Origin of the sequence: Pseudomonas fluorescens (assembly GCF_001902145.1) — a bacterium.
Classification (GTDB): domain Bacteria; phylum Pseudomonadota; class Gammaproteobacteria; order Pseudomonadales; family Pseudomonadaceae; genus Aquipseudomonas; species Aquipseudomonas fluorescens_BV.
On record NZ_MRST01000027.1, the window covers coordinates 823,328 to 841,134 of the forward strand.

Genomic DNA, 17,807 nt, shown 5'->3' on the forward strand with positions numbered 1-17,807 from the left:
ACAGGGTCCCGGTAAGTTTTCATACTGTCATAACGCTAGCGAGTTCAAGGCTATACCTTAATACGCGCGATTACCGGCCCGATTTGCATTTTTTTGAGCTCATATGCCCTGCCCGTCGGCCCGAGGATGGCCGCTGCCCCTCAAGCCTGATAAAATCGCGCGCCTTCGCAGACCGTCAACGGCAGGGCCCTTTCCAAAAGCCCCCGCCCGCCCGGTCGTTACCCAGAAATCCCCCCTAAAGGCCTGGATCATGAGCAAGCAACCCTCCCTGAGCTACAAGGACGCCGGTGTAGACATCGACGCCGGTGAAGCATTGGTCGAACGCATCAAGAGCGTCGCCAAGCGCACTGCGCGCCCTGAAGTCATGGGTGGCCTGGGCGGTTTTGGCGCCCTCTGCGAAATCCCGGCCGGCTACAAGCAGCCTGTACTGGTGTCCGGCACCGACGGCGTGGGCACCAAGCTGCGCCTGGCCCTGAACCTGAACAAGCACGACAGCATCGGCATCGACCTGGTCGCCATGTGCGTCAACGACCTGGTGGTGTGCGGCGCCGAGCCGCTGTTCTTTCTCGACTACTACGCCACCGGCAAGCTCAATGTCGAGACCGCGACCCAGGTCGTGACCGGCATCGGCGCCGGCTGCGAATTGTCGGGTTGCTCCCTGGTCGGCGGTGAAACCGCTGAAATGCCAGGCATGTACGAAGGCGAAGACTACGACCTGGCCGGCTTCTGCGTGGGTGTGGTGGAAAAAGCCGAGATCATCGACGGCTCCAAAGTAGCTGCTGGTGACGCCCTGCTCGCCCTGCCATCGTCCGGCCCGCACTCCAACGGCTACTCGCTGATCCGCAAGATCATCGAAGTGTCCGGCGCCGACATCGAGAACATCCAGCTCGACGGCAAGCCACTGACCGACCTGCTGATGGCCCCGACCCGCATCTACGTCAAGCCACTGCTCAAGCTGATCAAGGATACCGGCGCCGTCAAGGCCATGGCCCACATTACTGGCGGCGGCCTGCTGGACAACATCCCACGCGTACTGCCAAAAGGCGCCCAGGCGATTGTCGACGTGGCCAGCTGGCAGCGCCCGGCAGTCTTCGATTGGCTGCAGGAAAAAGGCAACGTCAACGAAACCGAAATGCACCGCGTGCTGAACTGCGGCGTGGGCATGGTGATCTGCGTCGCGCAGGAACACGTTGAAACCGCGCTGAACGTACTGCGTGAAGCCGGCGAGCAACCTTGGGTCATTGGCCAGATCGCCACTGCTGCCGAAGGTGCAGCCCAGGTTGAACTGAAGAACCTCAAGGCTCACTGATGCCCCAGACCTGTGATGTCGTGGTGCTGCTTTCCGGCACCGGCAGTAACTTGCAGGCCCTGATCGACAGCACGCGCACCGGCGACAGCCCGGTGCGCATCGCTGCGGTGATTTCCAACCGCAGCGACGCCTACGGTCTGCAACGCGCCCGGGACGCGGGTATCGACACCCGCGCCCTGGATCACAAGGCGTTCGAAGGTCGCGAGGCCTTCGACAGCGCCTTGGTCGAACTGATCGACGCCTTCAACCCCAAACTCGTGGTCCTTGCCGGTTTCATGCGCATCCTCAGCGCAGATTTCGTCCGGCACTACGAAGGGCGCCTGCTCAATATCCACCCCTCCCTGCTGCCCAAATACAAAGGCATGCACACCCACCAGCGCGCTCTCGACGCCGGCGACCGTGAGCATGGCTGCAGCGTGCATTTTGTGACCGAGGAACTCGATGGCGGGCCTCTGGTCGTACAGGCAGTGGTTCCGGTAGAGTCAGGCGACTCGGCGCAGACGCTTGCGCAACGGGTTCATACCCAGGAACACAGGATTTACCCGCTGGCTGTTCGCTGGTTTGCCGAAGGACGGTTGATTCTTGGCGACCAGGGTGCATTATTGGACGACCAGTTACTCGCGGCCAGCGGCCACTTGATTCGAACCTAGGAGATTTTATGCGTCGCGCCCTGCTTTTCGCTTTTGCGCTGTTCGCTTTGCCTGCCGTACAAGCGGCAGACCTTCACCCCTTCTCCGTCAGCTACACCGCCGACTGGAAACAACTGCCCATGAGCGGTTCGGCGGAACGCAGCCTGAGCAAGAATGGCGACGGTACCTGGACCTTGAATTTCAAGGCCTCGATGATGATTGCCAGCCTGACCGAAACCAGTGTGATCCTGTTCGACAAGGACACCCTGCAACCCAAGAGCTACAGCTTCGAACGTGGCGGCCTGGGCAAGGCGAAGAAGATCAACCTGGACTTCGACCAGAGCGCCAAGAAAGTCACCGGCTTTGAAAACAAAGACCCGGTCAACGTCACTCTCGAAAGCGGCATGCTCGACAAGTCCACCTACCAGCTTGCTCTGCAACGCGATGTTGCCGCTGGCAAAAAGAGCATGAGCTACCGCGTGGTTGAGGGTACCGATACCGATACCTACGACTTCCGCGTGATCGGCTCGGAAAAGGTCCAGACCAAGGTCGGTTCGATCGACGCGATCAAGGTCGAGCGCGTGCGCGACCCGTCGCAGAGCAAGCGCATCACGCAGATGTGGTTTGCCAAGGACCAGGGCGGCATCCTGGTTGCCCTGCGTCAGGTCGAGACTGACGGCAAGGAATACAACATCATGCTGCAGGATGGCACCGTTGACGGTAAGGCCGTCAAAGGCAGCTGATTGCGCTGATGAGTTGAATAAGAGCCTCGCTGAATGCGGGGCTTTTTTTTGCCTGGGATTTTTAAGAGAGGCGACTACCGCTATCGCAGGCAAGCCAGCTCTCACATTGGAATGCGTTTCAAGGTGGGAGCTGGCTTGCCTGCGATAGCGATGCCGAGGACACCCAGCCGACCCGAACATGAAACTTTTGTCATAAACCCCCTGCAGCTGCGACGCAATGTCGCGGTTTACGCGGCCTGCAGCATTGTTGCGTTTCCTGCAATGAATTATTTCGCGCAAAATCGGTTTACTTAGCAAGCTAACAAATCATATAACAGAGGCCTGCGACGACTTGCCGCAGATCAACCAGAGATTGGAGCAAGCAGATGACTGTAAAAGTAACTGAACGCGACGATGAACATATGTCCCATGAAGCCGTAGGCCACGGGATTCACATCTGGGATGTCCATCAGCAAGACGTATTGGTCGGCATGTTTCACAACGAGAGCGACGCCCACAATTATAAAAACGAGCTCGAAACTCTCGAACTGCAACGCCAGGCAAAAAGCTCCTGAAGCTCTGAAATCATGTTGACGCCCGGCCCACGCAGCCGGGCCGTCCACATCAAAAACCGCGCCATTCGAGCGCGGTTTTTTTTGTCAAAGATTCGGTATAAATTAATGTAACAAAAGCACACACAAATAATGATTCTCGATATCATTCGTGCGCCTTTCATTCAGGCTCACGATTAGGGAATCAATTTGATGCACGGAAATAGCAGGAAGCCGGAAAACACGTTGCAGGAACGCTGGAGCGAAGCGCTTGCCACCACGCAATTTCAGGCCAGCCACATCGGCCTCAACGCCTTGATCAATACGCTGGCCCCCGCCGCCGAACGTAGCTTCCAACGCCTGATCCAAGCATTGTTTCGTGAAAGCCTGCTGGACCCCAGCACTCTCATTTATGACGAACATGGGCAATGCTCGCTGACACTGCCCTGCCAGGCTCACCTACGTTTTGATCATTTGCGTCCTGGCCGCATGGCAAGCTGGGACCTGCGTGGCAACGTCATCCTGTTGCGCGAAGGTCAGCCCGACCAGAAGATCCAGTTCCCATCACAGTTGTTGACGTTGCTTAACGCCAGCCTCACGTCACCTGCCGACCGGGAAGTGCTCAACCGCCTCAATGTCGAGATCGACGACAGCTTCATCAACGACACCTTGTGCCTCGCCTTCCATGAGCAATGGACGCTCAAGCTGCATGCGTCCATGGACCCGGAGCATCAAGGCAACCTGCTGAGTCATCTCAAGAACAGCCCGAGCGTTATCAACCCGACTTCCGTGCTTGAACAGTGGGGAACATTGGGTCACCCATGGCACCCCAACTACAAGACCAAGCTGGGCCTGAATACCGCACAAGTCATCGACTATTCGCCAGAGTTCGAAGCACGCTTCCCGGTGCTGCTGTGCGCGCTGCATCGCCAGTTTGCCCATGTCGAAACGTTGGCCGGGACGGCAGATTACTGGCAGTGGTGGAGCGGGCACTTTGCGCAAGCAGCACAGCAATTGACCGCAGCACTGCAAGCGCAGGGCCTTCAGGCAGACGATTATCTGCCGTTGCCTGCTCACCCTTGGCAGGCACGCCAGGAGTTGCCTCAACTGTTCGCCAACGAAATCGGCGACAAACTGCTGGTGCTGACCGATATCGTCGCGTTTACCGCCCACCCCACCATGTCATTCAGAACCGTGTTGCCTGAAGGCCGTCGCGATGCACCGATGGTCAAACTGCCCGTGTCGCTGCGACTGACCAGCGTGCAGCGCACCGTCTCACCGCGCTCGGCGCGCATGGGCCCACGGATCAGCCACCTGCTGCTGACCATCCTGGAGCGCGAGCCTGCGATCCAGAAAATCCTCAGCATCGTTCCCGAGCGGATCGGTGTGCATTTCAAGCCACAACCGGCCAATGACGAGCACTCCCGTCACCTGGCGGTGCTCTATCGCGACAATCCCCAGAGCCAGCTCCAGCCGGACGAAATGGCCGTGCCGGTGGGCAGCCTGTTTGCCATTGATCAACACGGCCAGCCGCTGCTGCGCCAATGGGTGCGCCTGAGCCAAGGCAAGGATGACGCGGCGGCCATGCTCGCCTTCTTTCATGATTACGCGGCGATCAGTGTGCCGGCGCTGCTGGGTATGTATTTGCGCTACGGCATCGCTTTTGAGGCCCATCAACAGAACTCCTTCATGGTGATGGCCGCAGACGGACAATTGAGCCGCCTGCTGTTGCGCGACTTCGGCGATATCCGAATCGACCGCAAGACCTTGCACGCCCACGGCCTGGACATTGAACTGCACGACCCGAAGATGACGCTGTACGACGACGCGGGTTTCGTACGGGACAAGCTGCTGCACACCGTATTCATGTGCCATCTGGGCGAGCTCATCCTGCTTGCCGCGCGCCACTTCGACATCCCCCAGGCGCTGCTCTGGAATGAACTGTCGGCTCAGGTCAGCCAGTGTTTTGACGACCTGCGCTCGCAGGTTGATCCGCAACGCTGGGCCACCGAGCGCGAAGCACTGCTGGAGCAAGCGTGGCCGGCCAAGTCGTTCATGCGCATGCGCCTGCTGGAGAGTCATGCCGATATCGTCGGGCGGTTGCCTAACCCGTTGAGCGCAGCCGCCAATGCCGACTAACAACACAGCGCTGCGGCTGCTGGTGGTGATTCAGTTGGTGTCGATGGGGGCGATGGAAATGAGCGGCCCGTTCTGGCCGCTGCAAATCCAGAAGTTGCTGGGCACTGCAAATGCCCAGTACACCGGCCTGCTGTCTTCGCTGGTGTATGCCGGGCCGATGATGGCAGCGATGATTCTCACGCCCCTGTGGGGAAGACTCGGCGACCGTACCGGCCATAAGCTCATGATTATCCGCGCGCTGCTGGCGTTGGCGGTGTGCCAGGCGCTGGCTGCGATTACGCCTGACCCATGGTGGTTGGTGGCCATCCGCGTGGTACAGGGCGCATTGGCCGGTTTCATCGCCGCAGCCCAAGCCTACGCACTGGCCTGCTGCGGCGACGGTGGTCGCGGGCACATTCTTGCGCGGCTGCAATCAGCCACTGCCGTAGGCTCCCTGGCCGGACCGGTGTTGGGCGGCTGGTTGATGGACATATCCGGTTTCGCATTGCTGTGCTACAGCGCCACCGCCGTCTGCCTGTTGTGCGCGATAATCAGCGCGTTTTTACCCAGCGACTCACCACGATCGAGACCTGCCCGCACGTCCAAGCCTGCCGCACTCCCCAGAGGCTGGATTGGCGCGATGTTGGGAATCATCGTATTGATCCAGGCAGCCAGGATGATGCCGCAACCGTTTTACGCGTTATATGTCGCCGAGGTTTTGCAGGCGCCCGCGTGGCTGATCGGCGCCAGCTATGGCGCCAGCGCCTTGACCCTGGCGCTGTCCGCGCCGTTGTGGGGCCGCCTGTTCGATCGACATCAGCCAGCACATACGTTGCGCATCATCGAGTGGGTCACATGGGCCTGCGCCTTCACGCTGGCCTGCACGGCGCTGGCCAGTGAATGGTCGGGGTTTATCGCCAGCCGGCTGCTGTGGGGCGTGTGGCAGGGTGCTTTGTTGCCCGTGGCCTACACACTGATCGCCACTACCGTAGCGCACAGCCAGCAGGGTTTTGCCCTGGGCATGGGCAACAGCGCCGCGAAAGCCGGTGCGCTGTGCGGCGCATTGTTGGGCGGTATCGGCATGGGGTGGGTGGGCCTGGCGCACAGCTTCTGGCTGGTCGCACTGACCTATGCCTTGGCCGCCGTGAGTATCCGCGCCATCCGCGCATTTGCGCGAGCGCCTGAGACATCCGATTTTTCTGTCAATACTTCTAATAACTCTGAGACATGATCATGAACAAATCGCAATTGGCAGTACTGCTGCCACTTCTTGGGTCGATAAGTGCTCCTGCCTGGGCCGATCAGACAGAACAGACACAGGCAGCGCCGACCAGCCTGCAACTACAGGCGACAGTGGTATCGGCCACGCGCAGCGAAACCAGCATTGCGCAGATTCCAGGCTCAGTGCAGGTGATCAATGAAGCGCAAATCCGCCAGCAGACCGGGGCAGGACGTCGGGTCGCCGATATCCTCGGCCAACTGGTGCCGGGCATTGCCCCTTCCAGCGGCGGCATGAGCAACTTCGGCCAGACGCTACGCGGGCGTAATACCCTGATCCTGATCGACGGGGTTTCGCAAAACGCCACGCGCGATAACTTCCGCCAGCTCAACAGCGTGGCACCGGAAAGCATCGAGCGCATCGAAGTGATCTCGGGCGCCAGCAGTGTCTACGGCGCAGGCGCATCGGGCGGCATCATCAACATCATCACCAAACGCAACCAAGGTGAGGACCTGGCCTTCAGCAGCAAGATCGGCATGACCGCCGGCAACAACTTCAGCCACAAGGGGTTCGCTTACCAGGCGTTCCAAAGCGCCACCGGGCGCAAGGGCCCGGTGGACTGGTACCTCTCGGCCAACACCGTGCAGCGCAACGATCAGTTCGACGGTAATGGCAAGCGCATTCCCCAGGACACGTCCCAGGGCAGCAACATGGACACCGATACCTACGACCTGCAAGGTCGCTTCGGCTATGAGCTTGATGACGACAAGAAGATCAGCCTGTCGCTGCAAGACTACAAGGACGAACAAGACACCCGCTACACCAAGAACCCCCGCGTCACCAGCAACGCAGTCGCCGTAAAAGGCCTGGACCTGGGCGACCAACCCTACACCCACAACCAGGCGGTCAACCTCAACTACGCCGACAAGGATTTCTATGGCCAGGGCCTGCAGATCGAAAGCTACTGGCGGCGGGCCGACGCCCTGTTCTTTCCAGACCTGTCCCGAGGCCGGGCAGGCGTGTCAGATAACAACAGCGTGCAGGACGTCTACGGCCTGCGTGCGGCGATCGATACCCAGATGCCGGACATCGGCCCGGCAACGGGCAACCTGGTATGGGGCGCGGACTACGACCATGAAACCTCACGCCAGCGTGGCGACCAATACCGGGTCAATGGCCTGACCTACACGAAAACCGGTACCACGTTCGAACTGGGTCCAGATATCGAGACCACCACCAAAGCCATCTTTGGGCAGCTGTCCTACGACATCGACAACTGGACCTTGCGCGGTGGCGTACGTCGCGAATGGATTGAGAGCAAAGTCTCCGACAGCATCGCGTACGGCGAAATCGTCCAGACCGGCAACCGCGCGACACTGCCCGGTGGCACGCTCAAATACGATGACACGCTGTATAACCTCGGTGCGGTGTACCACCTGACCGACAACCAGGATGTGTTCGTCAACTTCAGCCAGGGCTTTTCCCTACCGGATATCCAGCGCTTCCTGCGTGACGTGAACAGCAAATACGATATTCAGGACCTCAATGCCCAGGCCTTGAAGGTCGACAGTTACGAGCTGGGCTGGCGTGGCGACTGGGACAAGTGGCAGGCCAGTGTCACCGCGTACGAAAACACCTCGGATGTCACGCAGTTCTATGATGCCAATGATCGTGTGCTGCGCCTGATCAATCAGAAAGAACGCGTGCGTGGCGTCGAAACCGGCCTGACCTATAACATCACCGACCAATGGTCCGTCGGCGGTACTTACGCTTACGCCAAAGGCGAGACCCAGCAGAACGGCAAGTGGATCGACCTGCCCGCCACCCGCATCTCCCCCGCCAAGACCACCGCCTTTGTCGGCTATGAGCGTGACGACTACAGCCTGCGCTTGCAGGGTATGCGCCTGGCCGATTATGACGCTGCGGCCAAGGACAACAACGGTCGCGATATCCAGGGCTACACCCTGGTCGACCTGCTGGGCTCGGTAAGGCTGCCGGTAGGCCGCCTTGAAGGTGCGGTGTACAACCTCACCAACCGCAACTACCAGAACATGTTCGCCCAGGCCAATGCCCGCGCACCGTACCCGAATGCCGAGGGTCGTACCTTCAGCCTGAGTTACGCAGTGGATTGGTAACCGGCTGACATTGCACGCTTAAAACACAAACCCCGCCTTTTGGCGGGGTTTGTCATTTCCAGCGGCTTACCACATCAGATCATCAGGGATCTGGTAGGCGGCGTACGGATCATCCTCATCCGGCACCTGGCTTTCGGTAAGGATGTTGAGCTGCACGATGCGCTCCGGAGCGCGCTCCTGAATCTTCAGCGCCGCTTCCCGTGGGATCACCTCGTAGCCGCCACCGTGGTGCACGATGGCCAGGGAGCCGTTGCTCAGCTTGTTGCGCATCAGCGTGTTGACCGACAGGCGCTTGACCTTCTTGTCATCCACGAAGTTGTAGTAGTCCTCGGTGGTCAGCTTGGGCAGACGCGAGGTCTCGATCAGTTGCTTGACCTGGGCGGTACGCGCCTTGGCCTCGGCTTTTTCCTGCTGCTGACGGTTCAGCTCCTGGTCACGCTTGACCTTCTCGGCCTGGGCCTCGGCAGCCAGGCGCGCCTGGGTGTCATCGACTTCGGCCTGGCCTTTGTGGACCAGGCGCTGCTGTTTCTGTTTCTCTTTGCCGACCTGCTTGGCCTGCTTTTGGTTGACCAGACCTGCTTTGAGCAACTGGTCGCGAAGGGAAAGGCTCATGGTGCTTACTCACTTAGGCAACTGCTCAACCGCAGCTGGACACATTCTTTTCCTGACGTTTGGCTTCACCCCAGAGGGCGTCCAACACTTCGAGGGTGCAATCTTCTATGGGTTGGTGTGTTTCGCGCAATGCCTGTTCGATAAATCGGAAACGTCGTTCGAACTTGGCATTGGCGCCGCGCAATGCGGTTTCCGGGTCGACCTTGAGGTGACGCGCCAGGTTGACCGCGGCAAACAGCAGGTCACCGACTTCATCGGCGATAGCTTGCGGATCGTTATCGGCCATGGCTTCGAGCACTTCGTCCAGCTCTTCGCGCACGTTGTCCACCACCGGTAAAGCGGATGGCCAGTCGAATCCGACTTGGCTGGCACGCTTTTGCAATTTGGCCGCGCGGGACAGTGAAGGCAAGGCCGTTGGCACATCATCCAGAAGGGAAAGTTGCTCGGGAGCGTCGGACTTTTCTGCGCGCTCCTCGGCTTTGATCTGTTCCCAGCGTTCCTTGACCTGTTCTTCGCTTAACTGCGGGATATCCAGCGGTGCGTACAGGTCGCCAGTGGGGAACACATGGGGATGGCGTCTAATCAGCTTGCGCGTGATGCTATCGACCACGCCGGCAAATTCGAAGCGCCCTTCTTCACGCGCCAACTGGCTGTAATACACCACCTGGAACAGCAGGTCGCCCAGCTCACCTTGCAAGTGATCAAAGTCGCCACGCTCGATGGCGTCGGCCACTTCGTAGGCTTCTTCCAGGGTGTGCGGGACGATGGTGGCGTAGGTTTGCTTGATGTCCCACGGGCAGCCGTATTGCGGGTCGCGCAGGCGGTTCATCAGGTGCAGCAGGTCTTCGAGTGAATACATCAGTCTCTTTCCGCTGGAGTGAAAATACTGAAAATCCAATGTGGGAGCGGGCTTGCTCGCGAAAGCGGTGGGCCAGTCAACACATCCGGCACTGACAAACCGCATTCGCGAGCAAGCCCGCTCCCACAGGTTACTGCGCGTTCATTCAGATTTTCACGGGGTGCGGTTGCGCCGGGTTTCGATGATGTTCGGCAATTGGGAAATCCGCCCCAGCAACCGCCCCAGCGCATCCAACCCCGGAATCTCGATGGTCAGGGACATCAACGCCGTGTTGTCTTCCTTGTTCGAGCGGGTATTGACCGCCAGCACGTTGATCCGCTCATTGAGCAGCACTTGCGAGACGTCACGCAGCAAGCCGGAACGGTCATAGGCGCGGATGATGATGTCCACCGGGTAAGTGAGCACCGGCACCGGGCCCCAGCTGACCTGGATGATCCGCTCCGGTTCGCGCCCGCCCAGTTGCAGCACCGAGGCGCAATCCTGACGGTGAATGCTCACGCCACGGCCCTGGGTGATGTAGCCGACAATGGCGTCGCCCGGCAGTGGCTGGCAGCAGCCGGCCATTTGCGTCATCAGGTTGCCCACGCCCTGGATCTGGATATCGCCACGCTTGCCCGGTTTGTAGCCAGTGGCTTTGCGCGGGATCAGCTCCAGCTGTTCGTTGCCGCGCTCCGGCTCGACCAGTTGCTGGGCCAGGTTGACCAGTTGCGCCAGGCGCAGGTCTCCAGCACCGAGGGCGGCGAACATGTCTTCGGCGATCTTCATGTTGGCCTTTTCGGCCAGCTTGTCGAAGTCCACCTGAGGCAGGCCCAGGCGCGCCAGTTCGCGTTCAAGCAAGGTCTTGCCGGCGGCGACGTTCTGGTCGCGCGCCTGCAGCTTGAACCAGTGGACGATCTTCGCCCGCGCCCGCGAGGTGGTGATGTAGCCCAGGTTCGGGTTCAGCCAGTCGCGGCTCGGCGTGCCGTGCTTGCTGGTGATGATCTCGACCTGTTCACCGGTTTGCAGGCTGTAGTTGAGCGGCACGATGCGCCCGTTGATCTTGGCGCCGCGGCAGTTATGCCCGATTTCGGTGTGCACGCGATAGGCGAAGTCCAGCGGCGTGGCGCCCTTGGGCAAGTCGATGGCGTGGCCGTCAGGCGTGAAGATATAGACCCGGTCCGGCTCGATATCCACCCGCAGTTGCTCGGCCAGGCCACCGATGTCGCCGAGCTCCTCGTGCCATTCCAGCACTTGGCGCAGCCAGGAAATTTTCTCTTCGTACTGGTTAGACCCGGCCTTGACGTCGGTGCCCTTGTAGCGCCAATGCGCACACACACCCAGCTCGGCCTCTTCGTGCATGGCGTGGGTGCGGATCTGCACTTCCAGCACCTTGCCTTCAGGGCCGATTACCGCCGTGTGCAGCGAGCGGTAGCCGTTTTCCTTGGGGTTGGCGATATAGTCGTCGAATTCCTTGGGAATGTGCCGCCACAGGGTGTGGACGATACCCAGCGCGGTGTAGCAGTCGCGCATTTCCGGCACCAGCACGCGCACCGCACGCACGTCGTAGATCTGGCTGAAGGCCAGGCCCTTGCGCTGCATTTTGCGCCAGATGGAATAGATGTGCTTGGCGCGGCCGCTGATATCGGCGTCCACGCCGGTGGCCTGCAACTCCGAACGCAACTGGCCCATCACGTCGCTGATAAAGCGCTCGCGGTCCAGGCGCCGCTCATGCAGCAGCGTGGCGATCTGTTTGTACTGGTCGGGTTCCAGGTAGCGGAAGGACAAATCCTCCAGCTCCCACTTGATGTGGCCGATGCCCAGGCGATGGGCCAGCGGCGCGTAGATATCGAAGACTTCGCGGGCCACACGGTTGCGTTTTTCGTCATCGGCGGTCTTCACCGCACGGATCGCGCAGGTACGCTCGGCCAGCTTGATCAGGGCAACGCGCACGTCGTCGACCATCGCTACCAGCATTTTGCGCAGGTTTTCTACCTGGCCCTGGGTGCCCAGCACCATGGACTGACGCGGGCTGAGGCTGGCACTGATGGCGGCCATGCGCAGCACGCCGTCGATCAGCTTGGCCACCACCGAACCGAAACGCTGGCCAACGGTGGCCAACGGAATATGCCCTTCGCGCACGCCGCGATAGAGCACGGCGGCGATCAGCGAATCCTGGTCCAACTTGAGATCGGCGAGGATCTCGGCGATTTCCAGGCCAGTGCGAAAACTTGAAGTGCCTTCGGCCCACAGGTTCTTGGCCGCATTGTCTTGCTGCTCAGACTCACGAGCGAACTCGCAGGCTGCTTTCAAGGCTTCACGGTCCAGTGCCGGGTCGACACTGACGGCATGATCCAGCCATGCCTCGAGATTGATACTGCCGTCGGTGTTGATCGGCTGGTGTGCTCTCACCTGTACCATCTTGCTTACCTTCCCTACGACGCACCTTCGATGCGCCAAAATCATCGCCGACTTTTACTGCGAGCTCCGTGGCAGTGTTCAGGCCCTGGAGAACGCAGGCCAGTCGGATTAAACGGGCATCCTAGCCCGCTTCAAATAACGCCATGGCCTCGACATGCGCGGTCTGCGGAAACATGTCGAGGATCCCGGCACGCTTTAGCCGGTAGCCTTGCTTGACCAACTCAACCGTGTCCCGCGCCAGCGTGGCTGGGTTGCAGGACACATACACCAGGCGCTTGGCCCCTAAGGCTGCAAGTTTGCGCACAACCTCCAGGGCACCATCGCGGGGTGGGTCCAAGAGTACCGCAGAAAAGCCCTGTTTGGCCCATTCTGCGTCGGTCAAAGGCTGGGACAAATCGGCCTGAAAAAACTGTGCGTTATGCACATGGTTGCTGACGGCATTGAGCGCCGCACGGTCCACCATGGCCTGTACGCCCTCCACCGCCACCACTTCGCGTACGTCGCGAGCCAGTGGCAGGGCAAAGTTGCCCAGGCCGCAAAACAGGTCCAGTACCCGTTCGTCGGCTTGTGGCGCCAGCCATTGCAACGCTTGGGCGACCATCGCCTGGTTGACCCCGGCGTTGACCTGCACAAAGTCGCCCGGCCGGTACGCCAGCTCCAGATCCCACGCATCCAAACGGAAGCCCAGGGCCTGACCTGGCTCGACGGGCTCCGGCTGCCCTTCCCCGTGCAGCCACAATTGGGCGTCATGGAAGGCGCAGAATTCCTTGAGGATCTGCAGGTCAGCCTCGGACAACGGTGCCATATGCCGCAGCAACACGGCGATGGACGAACCGCTGAACAACTCGACATGCCCCAACGCCTGCGGTTTGCTCAGGCGACGCAGCATCGTTGGCAAACGCTGCATGATCGGTTGCAAGGCCTGTACCAGCACTGGGCAATCATCGATAGCGACGATGTCCTGGCTGGCCACGGCGCGAAAACCCACTTCAAGCTGTTTGGCCTTTGCATCCCAGCGCACCGCCACGCGGGCGCGGCGCCGATAACCGAACTCCGGCCCGCTCAGCGGCGCTGCCCACTCCTGTGGCTCGACACCGGCCACCCGGGACAATTGCTCGGCAAGCATGCGCTGTTTCAGGGCAAGCTGTTCTTCATGGGGCAGGTGCTGCACGCTGCAACCGCCGCAGCGGCCAACATGGGCGCAGGGTGCCGGGCGACGCAATTCGCTGGCCTGGAACACCCGCTCGGTGCGCGCCTCGACCACTTTGCCATGGGCGCCCAACACCCGTGCTTCCACCTCTTCGCCGGCCAACGCACCATTTACAAACCAGGTGCGGCCTTCAAAGAACACGATGCCCCGGCCATCATTGGCCAGGCGCTCGATGGTCAGGCGCTGTTTCTTGCCCACGGGTATCTGTGGGGCCCGGCTGCCGCCCGTCGGTTGGAAGCGCAGCCCTCTCTCGTGCTTGGCCATCAGTTGGGTTCGTCGAAAATGCCGGTCGACAGGTAACGGTCGCCTCGGTCACAGATGATCGCGACGATCACCGCGTTTTCCACTTCTTTGGACAAGCGCAACATACCGGCCACGGCGCCACCGGAGGACACGCCGCAGAAGATGCCTTCTTCACGCGCCAGACGGCGGGTGGTGTCTTCGGCTTCGCGCTGGGCCATGTCAATGATGCGGTCTACCCGCGTGGCGTTGTAGATCTTCGGCAAATACTCTTCGGGCCAACGACGAATACCCGGGATGGCCGCGCCTTCCATCGGTTGCAGGCCGACGATCTGGATCGCCGGGTTCTGCTCCTTGAGGTAGCGCGAGTTGCCCATGATGGTACCGGTGGTGCCCATGGAGCTGACGAAGTGGGTGATGGTGCCCTGGGTCTGGCGCCAGATCTCCGGGCCGGTGCTGGTGTAGTGCGCCTCGGGGTTATCGCCGTTGGCGAACTGGTCGAGCACCACGCCACGGCCTTCGGCGGCCATGCGCTCGGCAAGATCGCGGGCGCCTTCCATGCCTTCTTCCTGGGTAACCAGGATCAGCTGGGCGCCATAGGCGGTCATCGCCGCCTTGCGCTCGGCGCTGCCGTTGTCGGGCATGATCAGCACCATCTTGTAACCCTTGATCGCTGCGGCCATGGCCAGGGCGATTCCGGTATTACCCGAGGTGGCTTCGATCAGGGTGTCGCCGGGTTTGATCTGCCCACGCAACTCGGCGCGGGCGATCATCGACAGCGCCGGGCGGTCTTTGACCGAGCCGGCCGGGTTATTGCCCTCGAGCTTGAGCAACAGGGTATTGCTGGTTTCACCCGCCATGCGTTGCAAGCGGACCAGGGGCGTGTTGCCGACACAATCGGCGATTGTTGGGTACTGCAAGGTCATGGCGTATTCGCAATCCAGACTGCGGGGCGCACATCATACCGGGAAAGGCCGGCGGGCCATATCACGCAAAGTGTGGTGCTTATGGCTTAAAGGCATAAGCCGGGTTTATGTCGGGTCGCCATGGTTGCGCTGGAATACTTCATCGCCCATCGCAGCAATCTGCCCTTCGATCAGCGCTTCAAAGGGTTTGAGCAGTGGCTCAAACGACGTCGGCGCTTCCAATACCTGCAACGCCTGCGTGATCGCTTCGACCGTCGACAAGGCGCCAGGCCCCGGCGCCTTGCGCAAGCGATAGCGGGAAACGCCACCTTCGGCCAATGTCACCCGGGGCAACGCCGCCAGCAAGGGGTTGAGGTGCAACAGTTTGCGCGCCTTGCGCCAGGTGCCATCGGGAACCACCAACAGCAGTGGCTGATCGTCAGGTGCATAGGCATGCAGCGGCTCGGCGTCATCCGCCGGAAACAACAGGCGTACCCGATAGCCAGGCGGGTTCAATAGCCTCGCAAGGTCATCAAACACCTCCCCAACCACCAACTGCGCATTGTTCAGGCCCAACGCCGCCAACCGAGCGGTATTGAGCGCATGGCCGACCTCGCTCGGGTGCTGCAACAGCAACACGCGGGTGCGGCTGTCGAGGTGGGGGATCAGCGCACAAAGGCAGTGCGTGGTCGGGCGCAGGCAGCGCGGGCAATGGGGTCGGGACATGGTGTTTTCAGGCCTGGTTGAGCTGGGTCTTGAGCAAATCGCGGAAGGTCTGGATCAGTGGCTCGCGGCTGCGGCCACGGCGCATGATCATCGAAAACGGCGCCTGGTAGCCGAAGGTGGCCGGCAGCAAAACGCGCAGGTCGCCCTTGTCAGCCCAGGCCTGGGCGTAGTGCTCTGGCAGGTAGCCAATATAAGCGCCCGACAACACCAGAATCAGTTGCGCCTCCATACTTTCCACCGTGGCAGCGCTGTGCTTGAAGCCATGGCGCGCCAGCTCGGCCTGGCTCCAGTAACCTCGCCCGACCATGCGTTGCTGGGTGATCACTTGTTCCGGAATGCGCCGTTCGTTGAACAGCGGGTGCCGGGTGCTGCAATACAACCAGTGCTGTTCGCGGTACAGCGGCATGTAGACCAGCCCGCTCATGCGGTTGGAAAACGCACCGATGGCCAGGTCAAGGCGGTTGTCCTGCACCCCCAATTGCAATTCGTAGGGGCTCATCACCGACAGGTGCAAATGCACTGCCGGGTGCTCCAGGCTGTAGGCGCCAATCACTTCGGCGAACGGCAAGGCCTTGTCGCTGACGGTGGAGTCGAGCACGCCGAGCTTGAGGGTGCCGCGCAACTCGCCTTTCAACGCGGCGGCGTATTGCTCGAAACCTTCGAGTTCGCCCAACAGGCGCAGGGTTTCCTGATGAAACAGCTCGCCCTTGCTGGTCAGGCTGAAGCCGCCACGGCCGCGATGGCATAGCACCAGGCCCAAGGCCGATTCGAGTTGGCTCATGTAGGTGCTGATGGCCGAAGTCGACAGGTTCAGTTCGTGCTGGGCGTTGGCGAACCCCTGGTGACGCACGACGCTGACGAAGATGCGCAGGAGTTTCAGGTCGGGCAAGGCGTTGGCCATGGGGGCTCCAAGCGTGGGAACGATAACTGTAGGAGCGAGCTTGCTCGCGAAAAACCTGATGACGCCGCGTACATCTGGGCGTACGCATCATCGTTGACGTTTTTCGCGAGCAAGCTCGCTCCTACAGGGTCCAGGGAGTTTACCCCAGGCTTTAGTTTAGAAAAATCTGAACTAAGTATTTGCCCCTGCCGATTCTTCCTGCCCCAGGCTTTTCGCAGAATCGGCCATCAATAAACAAAACAACGATGAGGCAATCCCGTGGACAAGATTTTCCACCAACCACTGGGCGGCAACGAAATGCCGCGCTTCGCCGGCATCGCCACCATGATGCGTCTTCCCCACCTGCAGACGGCCAAGGGCCTGGACGCCGCCTTTATCGGTGTGCCCCTGGATATCGGCACCTCGCTGCGCGCCGGTACACGCTTTGGCCCTCGGGAAATCCGCGCCGAGTCGGTGATGATCCGGCCCTACAACATGGCCACCGGCGCCGCACCGTTCGACTCACTGTCGGTGGCCGATATCGGCGACGTGGCGATCAATACCTTTAACCTGCTCGACGCGGTGCGCATCATCGAAGAGGCCTACGACGAGATCCTCGAGCACGACGTCATTCCCCTGACCCTGGGTGGCGACCACACCATCACTCTGCCGATCCTGCGGGCGATCCACAAAAAACATGGCAAGGTCGGGCTGGTACACATCGACGCCCACGCCGACGTCAACGATCATATGTTCGGCGAGAAAATTGCCCACGGCACCACCTTCCGCCGCGCCGTGGAAGAAGGCTTGCTCGATTGCGACCGCGTAGTGCAGATCGGCCTGCGTGCCCAGGGGTATACCGCCGAAGACTTCAACTGGAGCCGCAAGCAAGGCTTCCGTGTGGTCCAGGCCGAAGAATGCTGGCATCACTCCCTCGCGCCGCTAATGGCCGAAGTGCGAGAAAAAGTCGGCGGTGGCCCGGTGTACCTGAGTTTCGACATCGACGGCATCGACCCCGCCTGGGCGCCCGGCACCGGCACCCCGGAAATCGGCGGGCTGACCACCATCCAAGCCATCGAAATCATCCGTGGCTGCCAGGGTCTCGATCTGATTGGTTGCGACCTGGTAGAAGTTTCGCCGCCTTACGACACCACCGGCAATACCTCGCTGCTGGGCGCCAACTTGCTGTACGAAATGCTCTGCGTATTGCCTGGCGTCGCGCATCGCTGATAAGGCGAACGCGCTGAGAACAATAAAAACCGCGTCTTCACACTCGCAACCAAGGGGATCGCACA

General features: G+C 60.7%; 15 protein-coding genes. 8 read left to right on the plus strand and 7 right to left on the minus strand.

Annotated features, from left to right (window positions below):
* Nucleotides 1–250 precede the first annotated feature (250 nt).
* From purM to BUE92_RS26965, 7 genes are all read left to right on the plus strand, one after another.
* A complete protein-coding gene (gene purM / locus BUE92_RS26935) occupies nucleotides 251–1,309 on the plus strand; it encodes a phosphoribosylformylglycinamidine cyclo-ligase (protein WP_014719398.1) in 1,059 nt (352 codons plus the stop codon).
* On the plus strand, nucleotides 1,309–1,959 hold the full coding sequence (purN, locus tag BUE92_RS26940) for a phosphoribosylglycinamide formyltransferase (protein WP_073527145.1): 651 nt from the start codon (nucleotides 1,309–1,311) through the stop codon (nucleotides 1,957–1,959). The genes purM and purN overlap by 1 nt, the downstream gene beginning before the upstream one ends.
* Before the next feature lie 8 nt (nucleotides 1,960–1,967).
* Nucleotides 1,968–2,681: a DUF3108 domain-containing protein gene (locus BUE92_RS26945; protein ID WP_014719399.1), complete on the plus strand. Its 714-nt coding sequence runs from the start codon at nucleotides 1,968–1,970 to the stop codon at nucleotides 2,679–2,681.
* Between the two features lie 365 nt (nucleotides 2,682–3,046).
* Nucleotides 3,047–3,235 (plus strand): hypothetical protein, encoded by a 189-nt coding sequence (locus BUE92_RS26950; protein ID WP_003193064.1) that lies wholly within the window; start codon nucleotides 3,047–3,049, stop codon nucleotides 3,233–3,235.
* Between the two features lie 189 nt (nucleotides 3,236–3,424).
* Nucleotides 3,425–5,350, plus strand: coding sequence for an IucA/IucC family protein (locus tag BUE92_RS26955; RefSeq protein WP_073527146.1), 1,926 nt, complete (start codon nucleotides 3,425–3,427; stop codon nucleotides 5,348–5,350).
* Nucleotides 5,340–6,560, plus strand: coding sequence for an MFS transporter (locus tag BUE92_RS26960; RefSeq protein ID WP_073527147.1), 1,221 nt, complete (start codon nucleotides 5,340–5,342; stop codon nucleotides 6,558–6,560). Before BUE92_RS26955 ends, BUE92_RS26960 begins: the two co-directional genes overlap by 11 nt.
* 2 nt (nucleotides 6,561–6,562) lie before the next feature.
* The gene (locus BUE92_RS26965; protein WP_073527148.1) at nucleotides 6,563–8,683 is read left to right on the plus strand and encodes a TonB-dependent receptor; all 2,121 of its coding nucleotides are present in this window, start codon (nucleotides 6,563–6,565) and stop codon (nucleotides 8,681–8,683) included.
* A 66-nt stretch (nucleotides 8,684–8,749) separates the two neighbouring features.
* On the opposite strand, the gene BUE92_RS26970 is transcribed toward BUE92_RS26965, so the two are convergent.
* The 7 genes from BUE92_RS26970 to BUE92_RS27000 all read right to left on the minus strand — a co-directional run bounded on the left by BUE92_RS26970 (nucleotide 8,750) and on the right by BUE92_RS27000 (nucleotide 16,533).
* Nucleotides 8,750–9,295 carry a DUF2058 domain-containing protein gene (locus BUE92_RS26970; RefSeq protein ID WP_003193073.1) on the minus strand — a complete coding sequence of 182 codons (546 nt, stop codon included), beginning with the start codon at nucleotides 9,293–9,295 and terminating at the stop codon, nucleotides 8,750–8,752.
* Between the two features lie 25 nt (nucleotides 9,296–9,320).
* Nucleotides 9,321–10,154 (minus strand): nucleoside triphosphate pyrophosphohydrolase, encoded by an 834-nt coding sequence (mazG, locus tag BUE92_RS26975; protein ID WP_073527149.1) that lies wholly within the window; start codon nucleotides 10,152–10,154, stop codon nucleotides 9,321–9,323.
* Between the two features lie 153 nt (nucleotides 10,155–10,307).
* Nucleotides 10,308–12,551, minus strand: a complete 2,244-nt coding sequence (relA, locus tag BUE92_RS26980) for a GTP diphosphokinase (RefSeq protein WP_005790193.1) — start codon at nucleotides 12,549–12,551, stop codon at nucleotides 10,308–10,310.
* Between the two features lie 121 nt (nucleotides 12,552–12,672).
* Nucleotides 12,673–14,025, minus strand: a complete 1,353-nt coding sequence (gene rlmD / locus BUE92_RS26985; protein WP_073527150.1) for a 23S rRNA (uracil(1939)-C(5))-methyltransferase RlmD — start codon at nucleotides 14,023–14,025, stop codon at nucleotides 12,673–12,675.
* Nucleotides 14,025–14,927, minus strand: coding sequence for a cysteine synthase CysM (cysM, locus tag BUE92_RS26990; RefSeq protein ID WP_003193080.1), 903 nt, complete (start codon nucleotides 14,925–14,927; stop codon nucleotides 14,025–14,027). Before cysM ends, rlmD begins: the two co-directional genes overlap by 1 nt.
* A gap of 105 nt (nucleotides 14,928–15,032) precedes the next feature.
* A complete protein-coding gene (locus tag BUE92_RS26995) occupies nucleotides 15,033–15,632 on the minus strand; it encodes a tRNA-uridine aminocarboxypropyltransferase (protein ID WP_073527151.1) in 600 nt (199 codons plus the stop codon).
* A gap of 7 nt (nucleotides 15,633–15,639) precedes the next feature.
* Nucleotides 15,640–16,533 (minus strand): LysR family transcriptional regulator, encoded by an 894-nt coding sequence (locus BUE92_RS27000; RefSeq protein WP_032895879.1) that lies wholly within the window; start codon nucleotides 16,531–16,533, stop codon nucleotides 15,640–15,642.
* Between the two features lie 258 nt (nucleotides 16,534–16,791).
* Between BUE92_RS27000 and speB the strand changes: the two genes are divergently transcribed.
* Nucleotides 16,792–17,742, plus strand: coding sequence for an agmatinase (gene speB / locus BUE92_RS27005; RefSeq protein WP_021490873.1), 951 nt, complete (start codon nucleotides 16,792–16,794; stop codon nucleotides 17,740–17,742).
* Nucleotides 17,743–17,807: the final 65 nt, after the last annotated feature.

Excerpts from the sequence above, each read along its gene's own strand:
- purM (WP_014719398.1), top strand. The coding sequence starts at position 251 with ATGAGCAAGCAACCCTCCCTGAGCTACAAGGACGCCGGTGTAGACATC.
- purN (WP_073527145.1), top strand. The coding sequence starts at position 1,309 with ATGCCCCAGACCTGTGATGTCGTGGTGCTGCTTTCCGGCACCGGCAGT.
- BUE92_RS26945 (WP_014719399.1), top strand. The coding sequence starts at position 1,968 with ATGCGTCGCGCCCTGCTTTTCGCTTTTGCGCTGTTCGCTTTGCCTGCC.
- BUE92_RS26950 (WP_003193064.1), top strand. The coding sequence starts at position 3,047 with ATGACTGTAAAAGTAACTGAACGCGACGATGAACATATGTCCCATGAA.
- BUE92_RS26955 (WP_073527146.1), top strand. The coding sequence starts at position 3,425 with ATGCACGGAAATAGCAGGAAGCCGGAAAACACGTTGCAGGAACGCTGG.
- BUE92_RS26960 (WP_073527147.1), top strand. The coding sequence starts at position 5,340 with ATGCCGACTAACAACACAGCGCTGCGGCTGCTGGTGGTGATTCAGTTG.
- BUE92_RS26965 (WP_073527148.1), top strand. The coding sequence starts at position 6,563 with ATGAACAAATCGCAATTGGCAGTACTGCTGCCACTTCTTGGGTCGATA.
- BUE92_RS26970 (WP_003193073.1), bottom strand. The coding sequence starts at position 9,295 with ATGAGCCTTTCCCTTCGCGACCAGTTGCTCAAAGCAGGTCTGGTCAAC.
- mazG (WP_073527149.1), bottom strand. The coding sequence starts at position 10,154 with ATGTATTCACTCGAAGACCTGCTGCACCTGATGAACCGCCTGCGCGAC.
- relA (WP_005790193.1), bottom strand. The coding sequence starts at position 12,551 with ATGGTACAGGTGAGAGCACACCAGCCGATCAACACCGACGGCAGTATC.
- rlmD (WP_073527150.1), bottom strand. The coding sequence starts at position 14,025 with ATGGCCAAGCACGAGAGAGGGCTGCGCTTCCAACCGACGGGCGGCAGC.
- cysM (WP_003193080.1), bottom strand. The coding sequence starts at position 14,927 with ATGACCTTGCAGTACCCAACAATCGCCGATTGTGTCGGCAACACGCCC.
- BUE92_RS26995 (WP_073527151.1), bottom strand. The coding sequence starts at position 15,632 with ATGTCCCGACCCCATTGCCCGCGCTGCCTGCGCCCGACCACGCACTGC.
- BUE92_RS27000 (WP_032895879.1), bottom strand. The coding sequence starts at position 16,533 with ATGGCCAACGCCTTGCCCGACCTGAAACTCCTGCGCATCTTCGTCAGC.